This is a genomic window from Neobacillus rhizosphaerae (assembly GCF_937468385.1).
GTDB lineage: Bacteria > Bacillota > Bacilli > Bacillales > Cytobacillaceae > Neobacillus > Neobacillus rhizosphaerae.
The window spans coordinates 19,409-38,898 of the sequence record NZ_CALBWS010000037.1; the positions used below are offsets into that span (position 1 = coordinate 19,409).

At 36.8% G+C, this 19,490-nt stretch carries 18 protein-coding genes; 14 read left to right on the top strand and 4 right to left on the bottom strand.

All coding sequences use genetic code 11. The features are described from left to right. Positions 1-9 precede the first annotated feature (9 nt). Positions 10-1,101, top strand: a complete 1,092-nt coding sequence (locus M5A78_RS21110) for a CotH kinase family protein (protein ID WP_248737258.1) — start codon at positions 10-12, stop codon at positions 1,099-1,101. Positions 1,102-1,459: 358 nt separating this feature from the next. Here the strand turns inward: M5A78_RS21110 and M5A78_RS21115 are convergent, their stop codons facing one another. Continuing rightward, on the bottom strand, positions 1,460-2,050 hold the full coding sequence (locus M5A78_RS21115) for a CotG/ExsB N-terminal domain-containing protein (protein WP_248737259.1): 591 nt from the start codon (positions 2,048-2,050) through the stop codon (positions 1,460-1,462). Positions 2,051-2,319: 269 nt separating this feature from the next. On the opposite strand from M5A78_RS21115, the gene M5A78_RS21120 reads away from it, so the two are divergent. Continuing rightward, a complete protein-coding gene (locus M5A78_RS21120; RefSeq protein ID WP_248737260.1) occupies positions 2,320-2,784 on the top strand; it encodes a GNAT family N-acetyltransferase in 465 nt (154 codons plus the stop codon). A 281-nt stretch (positions 2,785-3,065) separates the two neighbouring features. On the opposite strand, the gene sda is transcribed toward M5A78_RS21120, so the two are convergent. Further along, positions 3,066-3,215, bottom strand: a complete 150-nt coding sequence (gene sda, locus M5A78_RS24750) for a sporulation histidine kinase inhibitor Sda (protein ID WP_264760476.1) — start codon at positions 3,213-3,215, stop codon at positions 3,066-3,068. A gap of 210 nt (positions 3,216-3,425) precedes the next feature. Between sda and M5A78_RS21125 the strand changes: the two genes are divergently transcribed. Both M5A78_RS21125 and cyoE read left to right on the top strand, forming a co-directional pair. Next, on the top strand, positions 3,426-3,950 hold the full coding sequence (locus M5A78_RS21125; RefSeq protein ID WP_248737261.1) for a hypothetical protein: 525 nt from the start codon (positions 3,426-3,428) through the stop codon (positions 3,948-3,950). Positions 3,951-4,148: 198 nt separating this feature from the next. Next, a complete protein-coding gene (gene cyoE / locus M5A78_RS21130; protein WP_406603732.1) occupies positions 4,149-5,090 on the top strand; it encodes a heme o synthase in 942 nt (313 codons plus the stop codon). Between the two features lie 270 nt (positions 5,091-5,360). On the opposite strand, the gene M5A78_RS21135 is transcribed toward cyoE, so the two are convergent. Beyond that, a complete protein-coding gene (locus M5A78_RS21135; protein WP_248737262.1) occupies positions 5,361-5,669 on the bottom strand; it encodes a hypothetical protein in 309 nt (102 codons plus the stop codon). 465 nt (positions 5,670-6,134) lie between these two features. On the opposite strand from M5A78_RS21135, the gene M5A78_RS21140 reads away from it, so the two are divergent. The 7 genes from M5A78_RS21140 to M5A78_RS21170 all read left to right on the top strand — a co-directional run bounded on the left by M5A78_RS21140 (position 6,135) and on the right by M5A78_RS21170 (position 13,488). Then, entirely contained in the window at positions 6,135-7,325 is a 1,191-nt protein-coding gene (locus M5A78_RS21140; protein WP_248737263.1) for a glucose-1-phosphate adenylyltransferase, read from the top strand. 401 nt (positions 7,326-7,726) lie between these two features. Next, entirely contained in the window at positions 7,727-9,379 is a 1,653-nt protein-coding gene (locus tag M5A78_RS21145; RefSeq protein WP_248737264.1) for a M4 family metallopeptidase, read from the top strand. 169 nt (positions 9,380-9,548) lie between these two features. After that, positions 9,549-10,268, top strand: coding sequence for a DUF421 domain-containing protein (locus tag M5A78_RS21150; RefSeq protein ID WP_248737265.1), 720 nt, complete (start codon positions 9,549-9,551; stop codon positions 10,266-10,268). A 229-nt stretch (positions 10,269-10,497) separates the two neighbouring features. Next, positions 10,498-11,292: an HAD family hydrolase gene (locus M5A78_RS21155; protein ID WP_248737266.1), complete on the top strand. Its 795-nt coding sequence runs from the start codon at positions 10,498-10,500 to the stop codon at positions 11,290-11,292. Between the two features lie 123 nt (positions 11,293-11,415). Next, positions 11,416-12,294, top strand: coding sequence for a LysR family transcriptional regulator (locus M5A78_RS21160; protein ID WP_406603733.1), 879 nt, complete (start codon positions 11,416-11,418; stop codon positions 12,292-12,294). Positions 12,295-12,427: 133 nt separating this feature from the next. Next, positions 12,428-12,796, top strand: a complete 369-nt coding sequence (locus tag M5A78_RS21165) for a CidA/LrgA family holin-like protein (protein WP_248737268.1) — start codon at positions 12,428-12,430, stop codon at positions 12,794-12,796. Beyond that, a complete protein-coding gene (locus M5A78_RS21170) occupies positions 12,796-13,488 on the top strand; it encodes an LrgB family protein (RefSeq protein ID WP_248737290.1) in 693 nt (230 codons plus the stop codon). The genes M5A78_RS21165 and M5A78_RS21170 overlap by 1 nt, the downstream gene beginning before the upstream one ends. A 116-nt stretch (positions 13,489-13,604) precedes the next feature. Here the strand turns inward: M5A78_RS21170 and M5A78_RS21175 are convergent, their stop codons facing one another. After that, positions 13,605-14,369: a polysaccharide deacetylase family protein gene (locus M5A78_RS21175; RefSeq protein WP_248737269.1), complete on the bottom strand. Its 765-nt coding sequence runs from the start codon at positions 14,367-14,369 to the stop codon at positions 13,605-13,607. A gap of 622 nt (positions 14,370-14,991) precedes the next feature. On the opposite strand from M5A78_RS21175, the gene M5A78_RS21180 reads away from it, so the two are divergent. The 3 genes from M5A78_RS21180 (at position 14,992) to opuFB (ending at position 19,096) form a co-directional block, all read left to right on the top strand. Next, positions 14,992-16,344 carry a S8 family peptidase gene (locus tag M5A78_RS21180; protein WP_248737270.1) on the top strand — a complete coding sequence of 451 codons (1,353 nt, stop codon included), beginning with the start codon at positions 14,992-14,994 and terminating at the stop codon, positions 16,342-16,344. A gap of 273 nt (positions 16,345-16,617) precedes the next feature. After that, on the top strand, positions 16,618-17,586 hold the full coding sequence (locus M5A78_RS21185; RefSeq protein WP_248737271.1) for an ABC transporter ATP-binding protein: 969 nt from the start codon (positions 16,618-16,620) through the stop codon (positions 17,584-17,586). Then, on the top strand, positions 17,579-19,096 hold the full coding sequence (gene opuFB, locus M5A78_RS21190; protein WP_248737272.1) for an osmoprotectant update ABC transporter permease/substrate-binding subunit OpuFB: 1,518 nt from the start codon (positions 17,579-17,581) through the stop codon (positions 19,094-19,096). The genes M5A78_RS21185 and opuFB overlap by 8 nt, the downstream gene beginning before the upstream one ends. The last annotated feature ends 394 nt before the right edge of the window (positions 19,097-19,490 follow it).

Genomic DNA, 19,490 nt, shown 5'->3' on the forward strand with positions numbered 1-19,490 from the left:
GGATATAAAATGGACGAGGCTGAAAAATTACCCCAATATAAGCTTTTTATTAAACCCTTTGACTTAAAAGAGCTTAGAAGAGATATTTGGATAAACGATCCGATTCCTGCTCAGTTAACGGTGGGGGGAAAAAGGCTTGAAATTGATTTAAGTTATCGCGGATCCCATATCCGAGATTTTTCGAAAAAGTCTTATCAAATTTCTTTCTATAAACCATTAAAATTCAAAGGTGCAAAACAAATTCATCTTAACGCCGAATTCAAGGATCCGTCCATGATAAGAAATAAGCTGTCATTTGATTTTTTTTCAGAATTAGGTGTCTTAGCGCCGCAAACACACCATATTTTTTTAACGCAAAACGGTAAAGTAGAAGGGGTCTATTTGGAAATCGAATCAGTTGATGAGAATTTTTTGAAAAAGAGAAACCTACCTAATGGCAGCATTTTTTATGCAGTTGATGGTGACGCAAACTTCTCTCTCATGAGTGATTTAGATAAGGAAACAAAAAAATCACTCGAATTAGGCTATGAAAGAAAATGTGGGAGTAAATTAGATGATTATTACTTACAGGAATTGATCTATAAAATCAATACGATTTCAAATAGTGAATTTGAAAAGGAAATTTCAAAATTTGTCGATGTCGAAAAGTACCTACGTTGGATTGCAGGAATTATATTTACATCAAACTATGATGGGTTCGTGCATAATTATGCACTTTACAGGAATAGGGAAACGGGCTTATTTGAAGTTATCCCGTGGGATTACGATGCCACATGGGGAAGGGATGTAAACGGTAAACGAATGGAAGCAAATTATGTCCCTATTGATGGTTTTAATACCTTAACAGCAAGGCTGTTAGACGTGGATCGTTTTCGAAAGCAATATCGAAGCCTGCTCGTGAGCACTTTGAACCATCAATTCACAGTTGAATTTATGATTCCAAGGGTTGAGAAACTACTTCAATTGATTCGGCCGTATGTCAAACAGGACCCATACAAAAAGCAAAATATGGATGACTTTGACAAGGAGTTAGCTGTTATCACAGAGTATATTGAGGAAAGAAGAAAGTACCTGCAGAGGAAATTAACAAAATTAGAATAGAAATCAATAGATAGTGAAAATCTGAAAGGACAGCTTAGGTCCTTTTTATTTTTATTAAATCTATCCTAAGTTTCAACTCCCCACCTAATCATCGAAATGAATTGAATAGGAGTGGTACACCCACATAATAATGGGTGTGTGAGCAGAGCTAAGTTTTACCCCATTCAAAGTGATACATGTATATTTTTCATTAAGGCAAAATAAATGGATTCATATTGAGTCGCTCTGCCCCGTTTACACATAAATGAACAATTCACGCAATAAAAAAAGGATTTTACCTTTTTTTAAATTGAATTTACTGCAAAAAAGATGCCAATTGGCATCTTTTCAATTATTCCACTGTTCTCTCGAAAGAGAATTAGCTCCTTTTTGGCCACCAGATGTTATTTTCACGATAATATCCTTCCATTTGGAAATCATCATCTGGTGTTGTGCTCCATCCCCAGTTTCCTTGTCCAACATTGTTCCGGCGTGATGTTTTGCGCTGTCTTGAAGTCACGATGACGGAAGGATGTCGGTTTCTAGAAGTGTTATGTCTGGAAGTCACGATGACGGAAGGATGTCGGTTTCTAGAAGTGTTATGTCTGGAAGTCACGATGACGGAAGGATGTTGGTTTCTAGAAGTATTATGTCTGGAAGTCACGATGACAGAAGTATGTCGGTTTCTAGCAGTATTATGTCTGGAAGTCAAAATAACGGAAGTTGGAAGGTTTCTAGAAGTATTTCTTCTAGAGGTATTCCTATGGGATGTATTTTCAGGTTCTAGAGTTCGAAGTCTCGAAGTAAATCTTCCTGCAGACCTGCGAGGATGTGGAGGTTTTCGTCTGGAATGTTTATTTTGATGTGATATACGCGTTAAACCTGGATCCCTAAACATGAAGTCACCATGCCCAGAATTTTTTACTTCTTCTGCCGCATTTTGAATATCATCTGGAGTAAAATTGCTCAATATTTTCACCTCTTTTTCTTTTAAAAGGGAAGAGCAAAACCGATAAAACCATATTTGTCTCCGCACTTCCACCTCTCCTAATAATCTACGTTGGCAAGGTTTTCTTTGTATAGGGAAATTGTTTATTAGTGAAAAAAAGTTTTTCCGATAGTGCCATACATAAAGGGTAAAACCTTTTATTGTTTATTAGTACAAAAACATGCTGGAATAATGGCTTTTGGGTGTTATAGTTAATACATAGAAATATCAATATAGGAGGTGGGAATTAAGTGATTACATTAAAACCAATGAGCCAAGAGGAGTTTCAGCAATATATTAGTAATGCAATTGAAGACTATGCAAAAGACAAAGTTATTTCTGGAAATTGGAGCGAAGATGAAGCAATTAACCTGTCAAGGAAAGAATTTACTCGACTATTACCAAAAGATGATAAATCCGAGTATAATTACTTATTTTCTATCTTTCACGACCAACACCTAGTTGGAATGATTTGGATTGCACAAAAATCACCTACAAATAATGTTGAAGGTTTTATTTATGATTTTATTATCTTTGAGCAATATCAAGGGCTAGGATATGGTAAGAAAGCAATGAAAGAAACTGAAATTATTGCTAAAAAATTAGGAATGAAGAAAATTGGACTTCATGTTTTTGGTCATAACAAAATTGCACGTGGATTATATGAAAAGTTGGGCTATGAAATTACGAATATAACGATGGTAAAATCAATTTAAAAAGCTATTGCAAAGTGCATAAAGGGAATTTCATATTCAACAGATGACTTCCTTTGTATAAATTTAGATAGAAAATGATCAAACTTTTTATAAAAGAAGGATCCAATAGAATATTTTAAGAGTGTGTTTTGATCAAACTTTTATCAATACACACTCTTTCTCTTTGTTCGTTTATAAAGGTTATTAGTATTAATTATCAAAATTTATTCTTAAGTGCTTTTTGGAACAAGTAAAAATAACCACCCTTTATCAAAATGGGTGTTTATTTTTGCTTGTAATATTTAGTCATTCATTAAATTTCGTTGATTAATCTCCATTAGGAGTATGTCAATAAAGTCAGAACAAAGGTTGAGCCGTATGGCATCATGATAAGCATCAATCAAAAGATTATCTTGTAATAACTGCAGCGATTTCAAAGCGATTCCCCTCATTTATCGTTATCTAGAAATATTTTAAAATAAAGAACAGACTTTTGGGGGTATAACGATGAATATTCACAAAAAAATCATATAAATATAAAAATTTCATTCACTGTGACTTTTACACTAGAGCTATTATTATTTTTAATATATAGGGAAAAGCTAAGGAGGATGCAAAACATTTTTGAGTTAAATTTCATAATTTTTGCAAAAAGGTGTAATATGAAAGAAAGAAAAGTTGCTCCATTAGTTTCGGCAAAGATTTACAAATCTAATCGAAGGAAGATGGAGAAAGTGAATAAAGTAAACAAATTAAAGGTTTTATCCTACTGTACCGGTACGTTATTGGCATTTGTTGGTGTAGGGGCAGTTAGCGCTGGATGGGGGTTAATTATGGAACCGAGCGGAAAAGCTCTGGGTTTACCGCTTGATTTTTTGGGAAATTCTCCATTTGCTGACTACTTAATCCCAGGAATAGCTTTGTTTTCTATTAATGGAATTGCTAGTTTAATTGGCGCATTTTTAGCATTTAGAACCCACCGGTTTATTGGAATGACAACGTTAGTACTCGGAATTGCCATGATAATCTGGATTTCGGTTCAAGTGTATTGGATTGGCTGGCAAAGCTGGCTGCAGCCAACATTTTTGGGAGTTGGTCTTGTTGAAATAAGCCTAGGATTTTTGTTTATCGATCAGTACATCGACCAAGGATTATTTAAGCACCGTCACGGACACCACGTTCATTGAGCAGTTTTTTATAAATTATTCCCATTAAAGCCCGCCACTTCTGGTGGGCTTCATTATTTAAAAGTAAGGAGCCTTTCTATTAGAAGGGCTTTTTGAGTTTTTCTGTAGGGGTTAGGTAATAATTATGTTAAAATAAAAAAGTGAAAAACATTATCATTGTAAAAAATTTTAGAATCAAATCCGAGGAGAGGATATTAATTGAATAAAGAGGGAATACCTTCTCCACTGAAGGATGGGTTAGATGCATTTTCGAAGGAGAAAAATACTTCTACCCTAATAACAGATTTAAAAGCACTTTTTAAGGCCAATGTTTTACTCGCAAATGTGCTGCCAGTCTTTACAGGTTACTGGCTATCACTAGCCTTTTCCAATACTTCGTTTAGCGCAAACTGGAGTTTATTTTTGTTAACGATGATTGGTGGTACGATGGTTATAGCTGGGGCACTCATTATTAATAACTGGTACGATGTTGATATTGATACGGTGATGGATCGTACGAAAAATCGCCCTACCGTAACGGGGAATATTTCCTTAAAGGTCGTTTTAACAATGGGAATTGCCTTTTCCTTATTTGGCTTTATCCTGCTGCTCTTTACAACCATTGAAGCTGCCATTTGGGCATTCGTAGGATGGTTTACCTATGTGATTTTGTATACGATGTGGTCAAAAAGAAGATATACACTTAATACAGTTATTGGAAGTGTTTCTGGTGCGGTTTCACCTTTAATTGGCTGGACCGCAATCCAATCTGGTTTTCATTTGGTCCCCGTTGTGTTGTTTCTTATATTGTTTATTTTTCAAATGCCACATACATTTGCCATCGCAATGCGGAAAAATAATGAATATAAAGCTGCAGGGGTAGCGATGCTTCCGGTTGTACACGGATTTGCTATGACGAAACGACAAATTTTTGTCTATGTTGCCTGTTTACTGCCATTGCCGTTTTATTTAGTATCGCTTGGGACAACTTTTATTGTTATTGCCACCTTGTTAAATATCACCTGGTTAGCTTTGGGTATATACGGATTTTTTACGAAAAATGATCAAAAATGGGCGCGCGTGATTTTTATTTATTCAGTCAATTATATTACGATTTTGTTTCTTTTGATGGTTATTGTAACTTTACCATTATTTGGTTAGCGAGATTAATTTTTGTGACTAGAGAGGGTCAGTCTTTTAGTACTTTTTGTGCATAAGAGACTGACCCTTTTTGGGTCTCTGGACCCAGTGTAAAAATCAAGCTCAATTATGGACTGTCAAGAACATCGAGTGAACAGTTCCTTGTATCAGAGTATAATCGTCGTTCAGATCGCCCTATTAGACGAAGTAAGTAAATCTATTTTGTATCAAAAAAAGGGAACGGTGTCAAGCACTATTCCCTATTTTCGAATTTGAGAGGAATAAACAGGATTATCGTTTCAACCGTTTTAGTACATGCTCTTCAAAATCTTCGTGATTTATATCCAATCCCAAAATTTCATTCCTGAAGGTTTTGAACCGTCCATTATTCACTTCTAGGGTAAAATACCCCCGCTCACTTAACAGGTTAATATCTCCAATGATTTTTTTTCTTTGTACAGGATCAAACAAATGAACTAAATTAGGATTGCTAGGATGTGGTTTAAACATGCAGCCTTGTTCCACGCATATTCTTACAATGTTGCGTACCTTTGGATGAGCGATACTATCAATTTTCTTGCTTACTCCAATACTGACCATAAGTTTATTCTCCTTTCCCATCATAAAACGATATGCGAAGACAGAAGAAAATATGAAAACCCGTAACTTCTGTACCTTTTATTATTTTCTTGATTAATATTCGATATTTTGCTTTTCGCGATGAGCACGGGAAATACATCGGCACGATGGAATTAACGCAAAATATTGATCCAATCAAAGCCATTGACGGGGAAAAACGATTTTTATCATAGGGAAAGAAAGCGCCTGGCGCCATTTAAAAAGTGGAATATGCCAGGCGCTTTTTTTTCTAAAAATGCGACACTAACAGCCATTTCCAGCCTTAAGACCATCGGTAAGTGTCGATAAAAAAGCAGTTCATTTTCACAAAGATGTAACAACTCGAAAGAAAAAATGGAAAAAACAGGAGATAATAAAAGTGTAAACAAAATTCAAAAAAACGAGTGCAATGTATTTGATGTTATTCAATTAAAAGGAGGATGGCAAATGAAAAATCGAAAATGGGTCGCCATGCTGCTGGCTGGTGGAAAGGGGACAAGATTAAACCAACTGACAAAAACGATTGTTAAGCCAGCCGTGCCATTTGGCGGGAAATATCGAATCATAGATTTTGCCTTAAGTAACTGTAAAAATTCAGGAGTCGAGACAGTGGGGATTTTAACACAGTATAAACCTCTAGCCTTGCATTCCCATCTTGGCAATATCAGCTATTGGAACTTTTACAATCGATATGGCAGTTTAACAGTTCTTCCACCCTATCAACGGGAAAACACGGGTGTCGAATGGTATGAGGGAACTTCACATGCAGTGTTTCAAAATATTGAATTTATCGAGCAGCATCAACCAGATTATGTTCTGATTCTTTCAGGCGATCAAATCTATAAAATGGATTATTCGGTGATGCTTCAGCAGCATATCGAAACAAATGCAGATTGTACTATTGCCGTTGTCGAAGTTTCCTGGGAAGAGGCGCATCGATTTGGAATCGTAGTAATAGATGAAACCACCTATAAAATTAAGGATTTTGAAGAAAAACCTGTAAAACCAACCTCGAATTTGGCTTCTATGGGCATTTATATTTTTAAATGGGCGATTTTAAAGAAGTATTTAATCCAGGAAGAGCAGAAAGAATTTACCCATCGAGATTTTGGGCTGGATATTATTCCATCCATGCTAACCGATGGATTATCGCTATACGCCTACTATTTCAATCGGTATTGGAAGGATGTCGGAACCGTCCACAGTTTTTGGGAGGCAAACTTGGACCTATTAGATAAGCAGAAAAACATTTTCCTGCAAAATACGGAATGGAGAATTCATACAGTGGAAAATAGTGATCCACCACTATATTTAGATGAAAATGCAAAGGTGCATCAAAGTATATTAAGCGATGGCTGTCAAATTTCCGGTACAATTGAACAGTCTGTTTTGTTTAAAGGTGTTAAGGTAGGAAAAGGAGCTCATATTAAAAACGCGGTTATTTTGCCTCACACGATCATAGAAGAAAATGTGTGGATTGAGAATGCTGTAGTCGGTAGCAAATCAGTAATAAAGAAAGGGGTGATCATGGTCTCAAAGACTCCCAAAGTAAACCTAAGAGTGGTTGGAAATCATGAAATTGTTGATCCATCGACTGAAGAAAATCAAATTAACAACATTGTGACATCAGTATTGTAAAGAAACAGAAATAAGTTCATGAAGAAAAATGAGAGCATCATTTACCATCCAAAAATTGGCTGGTGATTGGTGCTCTTAATTATTATTAATAAAATTTATTTTTTCTAATCACTTAGACCTAGTAAAATACGTTGACAACTTGTATATTTCGCATCTCTCCCCCGAAAAAAGACTTATTTCTTTCTCCTCCTAAATTTCGACATAAATTAGTTCTATTGAATTATTACGAGAATCGAAATTTATTGAATAATCACCATCTATCCTTCATTTTTCATAGAAACAGAGTATTTCATAGAAATTCAGTCCTAGTAAAAATGAATTAAAAGATAAATCAAACTATTCATGCAATTACGAACGAATAAACATATACTAATTTTGATTAATCAAAAGGGGGTAATATTTTGAAGAACAAACTTATTGCACCAATTGTTTTATCTACTGTACTTCTTGCAGGGAGCATTCCATTTAGTAATGTTCTAGCGAAACAGCCAGAGGAAGCTGCAGCCATTTCTGTAACAAAAAAATGGAATGAAAAGGCGAATGTTCCAATCTTTGTTCGTGAGAAACAGTTAGAAAAACGGAATGCTACAAATGCTAGCGATGCTCTTAACTATTTGGAAGAAAAGAAGGATCAACTAGGAATCAAGAATCCAAAAGCAGAGTTTCAAGAGAAAAATACGAAAAAAGATAATCTTAGAATGACGCATGTTCGTTTTAATCAAAAGAAAAATGGTGTACCAGTAGAAGGTGCTGAAGTAATCGTCCATTACAATGAAAATAATCAGATTGTTGCGGTCAACGGTTCCGTTAACACCGATTTAGATAATTTAAACCTAAATACAAAACCTGAAGTAAACAGTGAGAATGCGTTGGCGGTGGCAAAAAAATCTGTAGACGCTCCAGCCCAATTACAATACGACCCAACGACGGAACTGGTCGTCTATCCATTCGAGGGAGAGCATAGTTTAGCCTATAAAGTAAATGTTAATTTTCATGGGAAAGAACCCGGAAATTGGTTTGTTTTTGTCGATGCCCATACAGGTAAAGTCATTGACCAATATAATGCGATAATGGATGCTGATGAAATCAACACACAAACTGGGAATGGTACAGGTGTACTAGGGGCACATAGACTTCTACATATCTCTCAAAAGAAAAATCCAAATGAGGGTACCGTTTTTCAATTAGCAGATTATGCTCATAATAACTTAGGTGGAATTTTTACCTATGATGCACCAACAGGTTCCTTATTTACAAGTAATAGTGCTTCCTTTAAAAAGGATTACGACAGGGCTGCAGTCGATGCTCATTATAATTCAGAAAAAGTCTTTCACTATTACCTTGATGAACACGGCCGAAACTCACTAGATGATAAAGGGATGGCCATCAATTCTTATGTTCACTATGGAACGAACTACAACAACGCTTTTTGGGATGGCCGTCAAATGACCTATGGCGATGGGGATGGATCATACATGATTTCTCTTTCTGCTGGCCTTGATGTAGCTGCCCATGAAATGACCCATGGTGTTACGACAAATACAGCAAATTTACAATATCGTTTTCAGCCTGGAGCGTTAAACGAAGCATTTTCGGATATTTTTGGTGCTCTAATTGATGATGCAAATTGGGAAATTGGAGAAGATATTATGGGACCTGGTGCTAAAGCGGATGGCAGAGAGTCGTTGCGCAGCTTAAGTGACCCAAGTAAATATCGAGTAGGAGCAGCCTATGTCGCATATGGGAATGGAAAGGGTAAATATCCTTCTCATATGAATGAGTTTTACGATCTTCCACGAAATTTAGATAATGGAGGCGTTCATATTAATTCCTCGATCATCAACCATGCTGCATACCTTACAGCACAGGATATTGGTCGTGAAAAATTAGGCAAAATCTACTACCGCGCATTAACAACTTATTTAACACCAACATCTGATTTTAGTGCGGCTCGTAAGGCTATTATACAATCAGCTGTAGACCTTTATGGAGAAGGAAGTTCAGAAGTGGCCGCAGCTGCAAACGGATTTAATAAAGTAGGAATTTTAGAGTAATGAAGTATCAATAATAACTTCCCGAAGCAAATAAAAAATAGCATGGAGAGAGGTAACAATTTCTCACCATGCTATTTTTTTTTATGAGATGTGTAATCTAAAAAATATTTCCTCATATTCATTTCTAGTTTGGTTCATATTACATGATGTAAGCAATTTAGACTAAAGGATGAATAAGTTGGAACATATTTTAATTCCTATATTTCGCACATGTATTTCTTTCTTCATCTTAATGATTGTGTCGTTATGGATTGGGAAACAAGTAAACTCCCATAACAATCATTATAATTTTGCTATGGCTGTTACGATTGGTTCTTTTATTGCCAACATGGGATTTGACACGAATCTGAAATTTATCCCAATATTGGCCGCTTTCCTTGCCCTTATTTCTGTGTACTTTCTTTCTTCCATTATTGCAACAAATAGCAGACGTTTCCGATTGTGGATATCGGGAGAACCGACGGTTATTATGGAGAATGGGAAAATTTTAGACGGAAATATGAAAAAAATTAGGTATTCATTAGATGACTTAAATCAGCAGCTTCGAGAGCATGGTATATTTGATCTAATTGAGGTGGAATATGCTTTATTAGAAGTAAGTGGAAAATTATCGGTTCTAAAAAAAACAAAATATCAAAATGTGGTCAAAAAGGATATTTATCCAACCAATTTACAATCAAATATCCAGCTGCCAATTGAACTAATTATGGACGGAAGGGCAGTTGATAAGAATTTAAACTCGAAATATTCAAAACCATGGCTTCACCATGAATTAATGGTTAGAAATTTGCAAATGAAAGATATACAATATGCAGTTATTTCGTCATCTGGCTCATTATTTATTGACCTATTTGAGGATCATGTAAATTCTCCATTAGATACAGAATAGTTTCTTTAGTAAAGCAGTAAAACCTTCATGATTATTAAAAATTGCCCCAATATTAGGGACAATTTTAAAAGTGGAGGGTGTATCTTTCCCTTCCTTGATTATAAAAAAATAAATCTACTATAATAAAATTATGTTAACTTAATCAATTTCAATTATAAGGTAAGGAAATAAAATTTTCTGTTTTAAATTATAAAATATTAAAAAAATCATTATTAAAGAGGGGCTCATAATGATAAAAGCTATTTTTTTTGATTTAGATGATACACTCCTTTGGGATCAAAAAAGCATTAAGGAAGCCTTCGCGGCAACATGTAAATTTGCAGAAGATCGGTGTGGAGTAGACCCTGTTCAACTGGAAGAAGCTGTTAAAGATGCCGCAAGAAACCTATACTCCTCCTATGAAACTTACGCCTTTACGCAAATGATTGGAATTAATCCGTTTGAAGGATTGTGGGGTAATTTCTCTGATGACCATGATGAATTTAAGAAAATGAAAGAAATCGTTCCCGGCTATCGAAAAGAAGCTTGGACAGCGGGACTAAAGATGATGGGCGTGGATGATCCAAACTTTGGCTACGAATTAGCGGAACGGTTTCCACAAGAACGAAGGAACCTGCCGTTTGTGTACGAGGAATCTTATATAACATTGGATACACTAAAAGAAAATTATCAACTTCTTCTTTTAACAAATGGATCACCAGACTTACAAAAAACGAAACTAGGCATTTCACCCGAGCTGGTCCCATATTTTGACCAAATTGTCATTTCAGGTGACTTTGGTAGCGGGAAGCCGGATCCTGCGATTTTCGAACATGCATTGTCTCTCATGTCATTGAAAAAAGAGGAAGTTATTATGGTCGGAGACAATTTAATGACAGATATTCTTGGTGCTATTCGTGCTGGAATCAAATCGGTTTGGATAAACCGTAACGAGAAAGAGCGTAACGAAGTGATTCCTACATATGAAATTCAGCATTTGGAAGAGCTTTATCAAATTTTAGAGGTGTTAAAGGCAGAGGATTAAAGAAGGTTTGCTACCAGTGACGCTTTAACTAATTGCTTACAATCGTCAATATCCTCGATTACGACTATATTCACATTTTTTTATCCGATTTCGGTAGTCAATCTATTTACAGAGGTGTTTGCTTTGGAATTACGTCAATTAAGACTATTTATGGAAGTGGCTAAGCAAAAAAGTATTACAAAAGCTGCTGAGAATATGCATCTTTCACAGCCAGCTTTGAGCAAATCAATCATCGCACTAGAAGAAGAGCTCGGGATGACCTTGATTATTCGTACCAATAAGACAAGTGATCTGACAGATACCGGGAAGGTTGTCCTCGAATATGCCCAGAAAATGAATGCCTTGCAAGATGAAATGAAAACCACGTTAAATGATATGACTAACTTGACAAGAGGTCAGATCAACATTGGGCTACCACCATTCATCGGTAGTTTATTTTTCCCAAGGGTAATGGCTAAATTTCATCACGCATACCCGAATATCGAATTGAATATTACAGAGTATGGCGGCGCAAGAGTGGTAAAGAGTGTCGAGGAAGGGGAATTTGAGCTAGGTGTTGCTGTGCTGCCGCTTGATGAACAGCAATTTGATATCTATCCCATCGTGGAAGAAGAGATGAAGCTGCTTGTTTATAAGAACCATCGCTTGGCTTCTCGTAAAGAAGTTGAAATAGAAGATCTAACAGATGAAGAATTTATTTTTTATCATGATGAATTTGCCTTAAATCAAATGATGAGGGATCATTTCATTGCTGCTGGTTTCGAGCCGAAAATTTTATTTAAAAGCTCCCAGTGGGACTTGATGTCGGAGATGGTGGCTGCCAATCTGGGAATTACGATTCTACCCCAGTCCATTTGTAATCGTGTCTTCACCAAGGACATTAAAATTATTGATCTGAGGCCTGCCATCATGTGGCGTTTGGCAGTCCTCACTAAGAAAGACCGCTATCTTTCCATTGCTGGGAAAACCTTTATAGATTTTATTCTAAAAGAACCATTATAACTTTTAGTTATTGAAATCATTCCGAATATGTATTTTACGAATGGATAAAACCGTCGTATTATATACCATATAATTAGAAAACGAAAAGGGAGTATAAGTGCTCCTTTTTCACATTTAGGAAGGATTTTTCACAATGAAAGTTTGGGTAATAATCATACAAGTCTTATTCATCCATGTATTTCTATTTCTTGGTGCAGCAATAAAAGCAGTAATACCACTCCCAATCCCTGCCTCCATGTTCGGATTATGCCTTCTGTTTCTAGCACTCTACTTGAAAATCATCAAACTGGAATGGGTGGAAAAAGGTGCCGTTTGGCTAATGGCGGAGCTGTTACTTTTCTTTATCCCATCGGCTGTAGGTATTATTAATTATGATGAAATCATCAGTCTCCAAGGTGCAGAAATCATCGTATTGATTGGAATCAGTACCGTTGTTGTGATGGGGATAACTGCCCTGATCGCGGAAAAAATAACCGTCAGGAAAAGGAGTGAGCAGCATTGATGATGATTTTGGTTACAGTTATCACGTATTTAATTTATCAATTTGCCAAAAAGGCATATGCAAAATGGTCGATGCCGTTTTTTCATCCTCTATTGCTAGCACCCATCCTGTTAATTGCCCTAATTCTACTCGTACATGTGTCTGCTAACCAATACCTTGCGGATTCCAAATGGCTTACACATATGTTAGGACCAGCTACGGTTGCTTTTGCAGTACCCATTTACAAAAACTTATCGATTGTCAAAAAATATCTCGGTACGATTATTATCAGTATCACTTCAGGAACTCTGGTGGCCATTTTTTCAACTTTTGGCTTGTCGAAATTATTCCATTTGAAATATGATTTTATCACTTCAATCCTCCCAAGGTCGATTACGACCCCGATTGCCGTAGAGGTTTCAAAAGAAATTGGCGGCCTACCTACGTTGACGACAGTTTTCGTTATTTTAACAGGAGTGATTGGTGGTGTTGTCGGTCCAATAGTCATAAAATCACTTTCTATTCAAACGCCTATCGCCAAAGGACTCGCACTTGGTATGGGTGCACACGGTGCCGGCACCAATAAAGCATTGGAATTTGGAGAACAGGAAGCGACCTTTTCCTCTTTGGCGATGATTTTCGCTGCATGGATTACCTTACTTTGGGGAGCGCTTTTGATTCCACCCCTGATGAATATTCATCTTTTATTTTAACTACAGATGCCTGTCCTTATAAAAGAGTCGATTGGCAGGGCCAGGCCTAGGATTTTTATCATTTCTTCTGACGCTACGAAAAACACACCTATTACGGGTCGTTACGGGCATTTTAATTAATGAAATGGATCAAATGGCTCTGGAAATTGAGTGTTTGAACGATAGAGCATTTCCGATACAGTTACACATTTATAACCGTTCTTGTACAAAAAATCCAAAACGGTATCTAATGCAACAACTGTTTGACAGGCCTGAGAAAATTCGCTTCCATGCCAATCGTGGAGTAGAATGATATTCCCTGGTCTAACTTCTTCTGTAATATCTCTACAAATCCGGCTGGCAGCTGGATTTTGCCAATCTTTTGGATCTTTATTCCATGACCAGAGAATAACTAGTTTGCCGTTTTTAACTGCTGTATTAATAATTAAATCATTGTATAGACCTCCTACAGGGCGGTAGAGAGTAGGTTTATATCCTATGATTGACTGTATAAGTTTATCTGTTTCCTCTAATTCAGCTGTTAAAGTTGCGGCAGTAATATTTCTATCATAAATATGATTATATGTATGATTAGCAATTTCATGTCCTTCTTTTACTTCTCTTCGTAAAATTTCAGGAAATCTTTTTACTTTATTCCCTGCTACAAAAAAAGTGGCTTTTGCATTATATTTAGCCAATATATTGAGGATTTGAGGGGTGAAAACGGGGTGAGGTCCATCATCAAATGTGATGGCAACCATTTTTTCTTTTGTATTTATATCCCATATGACATGTCCTGTTTTTTCATACGTGGCACGACTTTTTGTCGAAGCGGATACAGGCATTTGATTGTAACAAAAAGTGATGGATAAAAGGAGAAGAAATAATAATATTTTTTTCACGAATAATACACTCCTCCAGATTAACAAGTAAAGTTAGTTTATGTAGTAATCATTTTATTATTAATGAAGTTCAAAAACTGGAAATAGGGGAGCTATCATCAAGAAAATAAATTACGGCTATTTTTGGTACAGTACTATTTTCATGTACTGGTGATACAAAATAGAGTGGCTGAAAAGGAGCGTCTTCAATAATGACGCTCCTTTTTGCTTCTGGTTGGTGCTATTTTCATCCCTTTATTTGTTTTTTTAACATGTCAAAACGGAGCAAGAATACCATGAGAAAAAACAAAATAGGAACAAACTTTGGGCATTATTACAACTAAATGGTGACCTGTACCATGCGATTAGCGTTGTTCATTTAATTAATATTCTGACATCGAGCAATCAATTGAGGAAAAAGAAGGATAATCTCGACAAAATTTGCAGTAGTTTCCTCTCATTTTTAGTAAAAGTATATTTAAGAATTCCTATTTTTTCATTAGTTATGGAATAAAATGTATTTTTCATCTTTCAAAAGTAGTATATGCATTTTTCCTTCGTTTTCTATTGTCGATAAATGATCATGTTGTGTTTGAGAATTTGCAATATAATGAAAATTGAAAAATAAAAAGGAGGTCTCTTTATGACAATTAAAAAAGGTTTTTTAGGTGGTGCACTTAGCCTAACGTTATGTGCATCTACAATTTTTGCTAGTGGAGCAGGTATTGGACATGCTCAATCAGTTGAAAAGAAATACATAGTGGTTTTTAAGGATGAGGCTAAACTGCCATCAGGTTATGAGGATTTACTTAAAAAAGCTGGTGGCCAGGTTCAAAATAGGCTGGAAAAACTAGGAGCTGTTGAAGTATCATCCAACAATCCAAATTTCCTAAAGGAAGTTAAAAACTCTTCGATTGTGTCAGAAGCTGGAGAAGAAAACAAAATTTATGCTGAGGCACCATCTGTGGAAGCAACGTTCTCCTATGAGGATGCCGCTTCTGTTAAGCCAGATTTATACGAGCAGCTTCAATGGGATATTAAACAAGTAACCAATAATGGGGAATCATGGACACTTCCCGGGGGTACAGGAAAGCCAGTATCAGGGGAAAATATTGTGGTTGCTGTTATCGATACAGGTATTGACTATACCCATCCAGATTTAAAAGCAAATTATGCATATGGGAAATCATTTGTTCCGGGCCAGCCGGATCCTAAGGACGAAAATGGTCATGGCACACATGTAGCAGGTTCAATCGCGGCAAAAGGAAGAACAATGGGGGTTGGACCTGATCTAAAAGTTGCTTCCTATCGTGTCTTTGGTCCTACAGGAGATGCATCAACTGCTAATATCGCTGAAGCATTAATGACAGCTGCTGATGATAATGTCGATGTAGTGAATATGTCATTAGGAGGCTACGATTGGTACCAAGACCCGGAATTTGCGACCAAGGATGTTGTTGCAGATGTGCAAATGTTTAATCGAGCCATAAATTATGCAATCAAAAAAGGAGTTACAGTTGTTGGATCAGCTGGGAATAACGGCGTTGATATAAGCAGTCCCGGAAAACTTTCCGGTGATAATAATGGTGCAACACACAGAAGCCCGAGCAATCAGAACTTGATTAGGGTTTCAGCAGGTGGAAAATTGAAGAATCTGGCATTCTACTCAAACTATGGAGTAGGAAAAATTGATGTAATGGCTCCAGGAGGAGATTTGGGCCCCAACTATAATCCTGAAACAAATGAGGGAAGAGATAACTCTTACCTATGCTTGGCTACAGTACCTGGCGGGTGGGGCTATAAAGCAGGTACTTCCATGGCGGCTCCAAAAGTTGCCGCACTTGCCGGCGTCATTATTGCTCAACATGGGAAAGATAAACTTAATCCTGCCCAGGTAAAACACATCATTTTGAACTCTGCCGAGGATGTTTTCCAACCAGGAAATGATGAAAAGTCCGGTAAGGGATTAATAAATGCAGTTAGCGCATTGAAATAATATTAATAAACAAAGCTATCGGGGTTTCCGATAGCTTTGTTTATTATATAAAACCGAAAAGCTTTCTATTTAAGTATTGAATATATTTGTTCAAACTTCGAGTATGTGAAACAATTTTGTGAAGCTAGAAAATTTAGGGCACAGCCACCTAATTAATTTTAAAATGCGTTTTCTTTTACTCAACGACTCATTCCCTGTTATCTTAATGAGAGGAGTAATATTCCTGTTAAGGGTGATGAATTCCAGCTAAATATGGGAATAAGGAGTGAGAGAATGATCCGCTTTGAAAGGGTAACAAAGCGATACCAAGACGGTACCACTGCTATCAAGTCCATTGATTTGGAAATTAACGAAGGGGAGTTTTTTGTTATTATTGGTCCTAGCGGCTGCGGGAAAACAACGCTGCTCAAAATGATGAACCGGCTAATCGAATTATCTGATGGTACCATATTTGTCTATGGTAAAAAAATTAGTGATTACGACATCCACGAGCTCCGCTGGAACATGGGATATGTCCTTCAGCAAATTGCACTATTTCCCCATATGACGATAGAAGAAAATATTGCGATTGTCCCTGAGTTGAAAAAATGGAGTAATGAGAAAATTCGGCAGCGAACCGATAAATTGTTGGAAATGGTAGGACTGCCTCCTGAAAAATATCGAGGCCGAAAACCAAAGGAACTTTCTGGTGGCGAGCAGCAGAGGGTCGGCGTGATACGGGCGCTAGCCTCAGATCCAGGGATTATGTTAATGGACGAACCATTCAGTGCGCTTGACCCAATTAGCAGGGAAAAGCTACAGGATGACATTCTTGAAGTGCAGCGAAAAATTAATAAAACGATTGTTTTCGTTACTCATGATATGCAGGAAGCGATCAAGCTTGGAGATCGAATTTGCCTCATGAAGGATGGAGAAATTGTTCAAGTGGGGACACCTAAAGAAATTGTTGAAAGTCCGGTTAATGAATTTGTTCGGGATTTTGTCGGGGCACAATCAGTTACATTAAAGGAGAATATCCGTTTAGAACACATCATCGATCAATTTATAACCAGCAATAGCTCATCACCTTCTTCCGTAACAATTCCGGCATCGGCTACATTAAGAGAAGGGCTAATGTTGTTAACGGAGCATGAACAATTGTCCGTGGAAAAAGATGGTCAAATCATCGGTATCATAACAAGGCAAACCGCATTACAATTTATGGCGGAAGGTTTACAGGAAAGAGGTGACGGCAATGGATAATTTTGCAGATGTATTTAAAGAAAGACAATCACAATTGTGGAGCGCCTTGCTCGAGCATATTGAACTCTCCCTGATTGCCTTATTCTTTGCCATACTTATTGCTATTCCCCTCGGTATTTATTTAACAAAAAAGCAAAAAATTGCCGAAGGGATTATCGGCATTACCGCCATCCTGCAAACGATTCCGTCCTTAGCACTTTTGGGGCTTTTAATTCCTTTGTTCGGCATCGGAAAAGTACCTGCCGTCATTGCCTTAGTAATTTATGCATTGCTTCCAATCCTTAGAAATACATATACCGGTATCAAAGAGGTAGATCCCTCACTTATTGAAGCAGCAAGAGCGATGGGGATGAATAGAAGACAAAGATTATTAAAGGTAGAACTGCCCCTCGCCACTCCTGTTATCATGGCCGGAATACGAACGGCTATGGTTCTAATTGTCGGGACAGCTACGTTGGCGGCTCTCATTGGTGCTGGGGGATTAGGAGACATTATCCTTCTTGGGATTGACAGAAACAATTCAGCACTTATTATTCTGGGTGCTATTCCAGCAGCTGCTCTTGCCATTCTTATTGATATTTTCTTGCGACAATTTGAACGAATATCTTTCAAAAAGACCTTGATTACTTTTGTCGTAATGGGAGCTGCAGCAATCTTAATTATCGCTATTCCGTCCATTACAAACCATGACCAGAAAAATATTGTCATTGGTGGAAAACTTGGTTCAGAGCCGGAAATATTGATCAATATGTATAAACTGCTAATTGAGGAAGATACAAGTTTAAATGTAGAACTAAAACCCGGTCTTGGGAAAACTTCGTTTGTTTTCAATGCTTTAAAGTCAGGCAGTATTGATGTGTATCCTGAATTTACCGGAACGGCCATTTCGGAATTTTTAAAAGAAACGGCTGTCAGTACGGACAGAAAACAAGTGTATGACCAAGCACGGTCTGGTATGTTAAATAAATATGAGATGGAAATGTTGGAACCAATGAGTTACAACAACACGTATGCATTGGCTGTCCCAAAGCCATTGGCTGAAAGGGAGGCTTTACCGACGATTTCTGATTTGCAGAAAATGAGCAGCAGCATAAAGGCTGGTTTTACCTTAGAGTTTGCCGATCGTGAGGATGGTTATCGCGGGATTCAAAAACTATATGGAATCACATTTGCTAACATCAAAACGATGGAACCGAAACTGCGTTATAATGCCATTAAATCAGGGGATATTGATTTAGTCGATGCGTATTCAACAGATAGTGAATTAAGACAATATAATCTCTATGTTTTAGCTGACGATAAGCATCTTTTTCCTCCTTATCAAGGTGCACCGTTATTAAGGAAGGAAACCGTGCAAAAATATCCGGAAATCAAAGCCGCCTTAAATAAGCTTGCTGGAAAAATAACAGACGATCAAATGCGCGAGATGAATTATCAAGTAAATGTAAACGGTACAAGCGCAAATGAAGTTGCTAAGCAATTTTTACAAAAAGAAGGATTAATTAAATAAAAAATAGACCAATCACTGGCGCAAACAAAAAGTGCCTGACACCTCCCATAAAATCGGATGGTGTTAGGCACTTTTTGTTGGTTATGACCGGTGAGCCTGATAAGACCGCTATTTCAGACGGAAATGAGCTAAAAGATGCTAACATCGACTTAAGCAAAACTTATACGAATACATTCAGTGAAAAAGTGAAATAAAAAAGTGTCAGGCACCGTCCAAAAATCTGGATGGTGCCTGACACTTTTTTATTTCTGATGTTTCTTTTGCAACAAAAAGTTGCGCGTGAGCAAAAAATATTTACAAGTACAAGAAACCATGTTAATATTCTTACATACAAATAAATAAATTAATAGATAAATTAATAAATGAGAGCACTTTATTACTTAAAAAGTTGCAC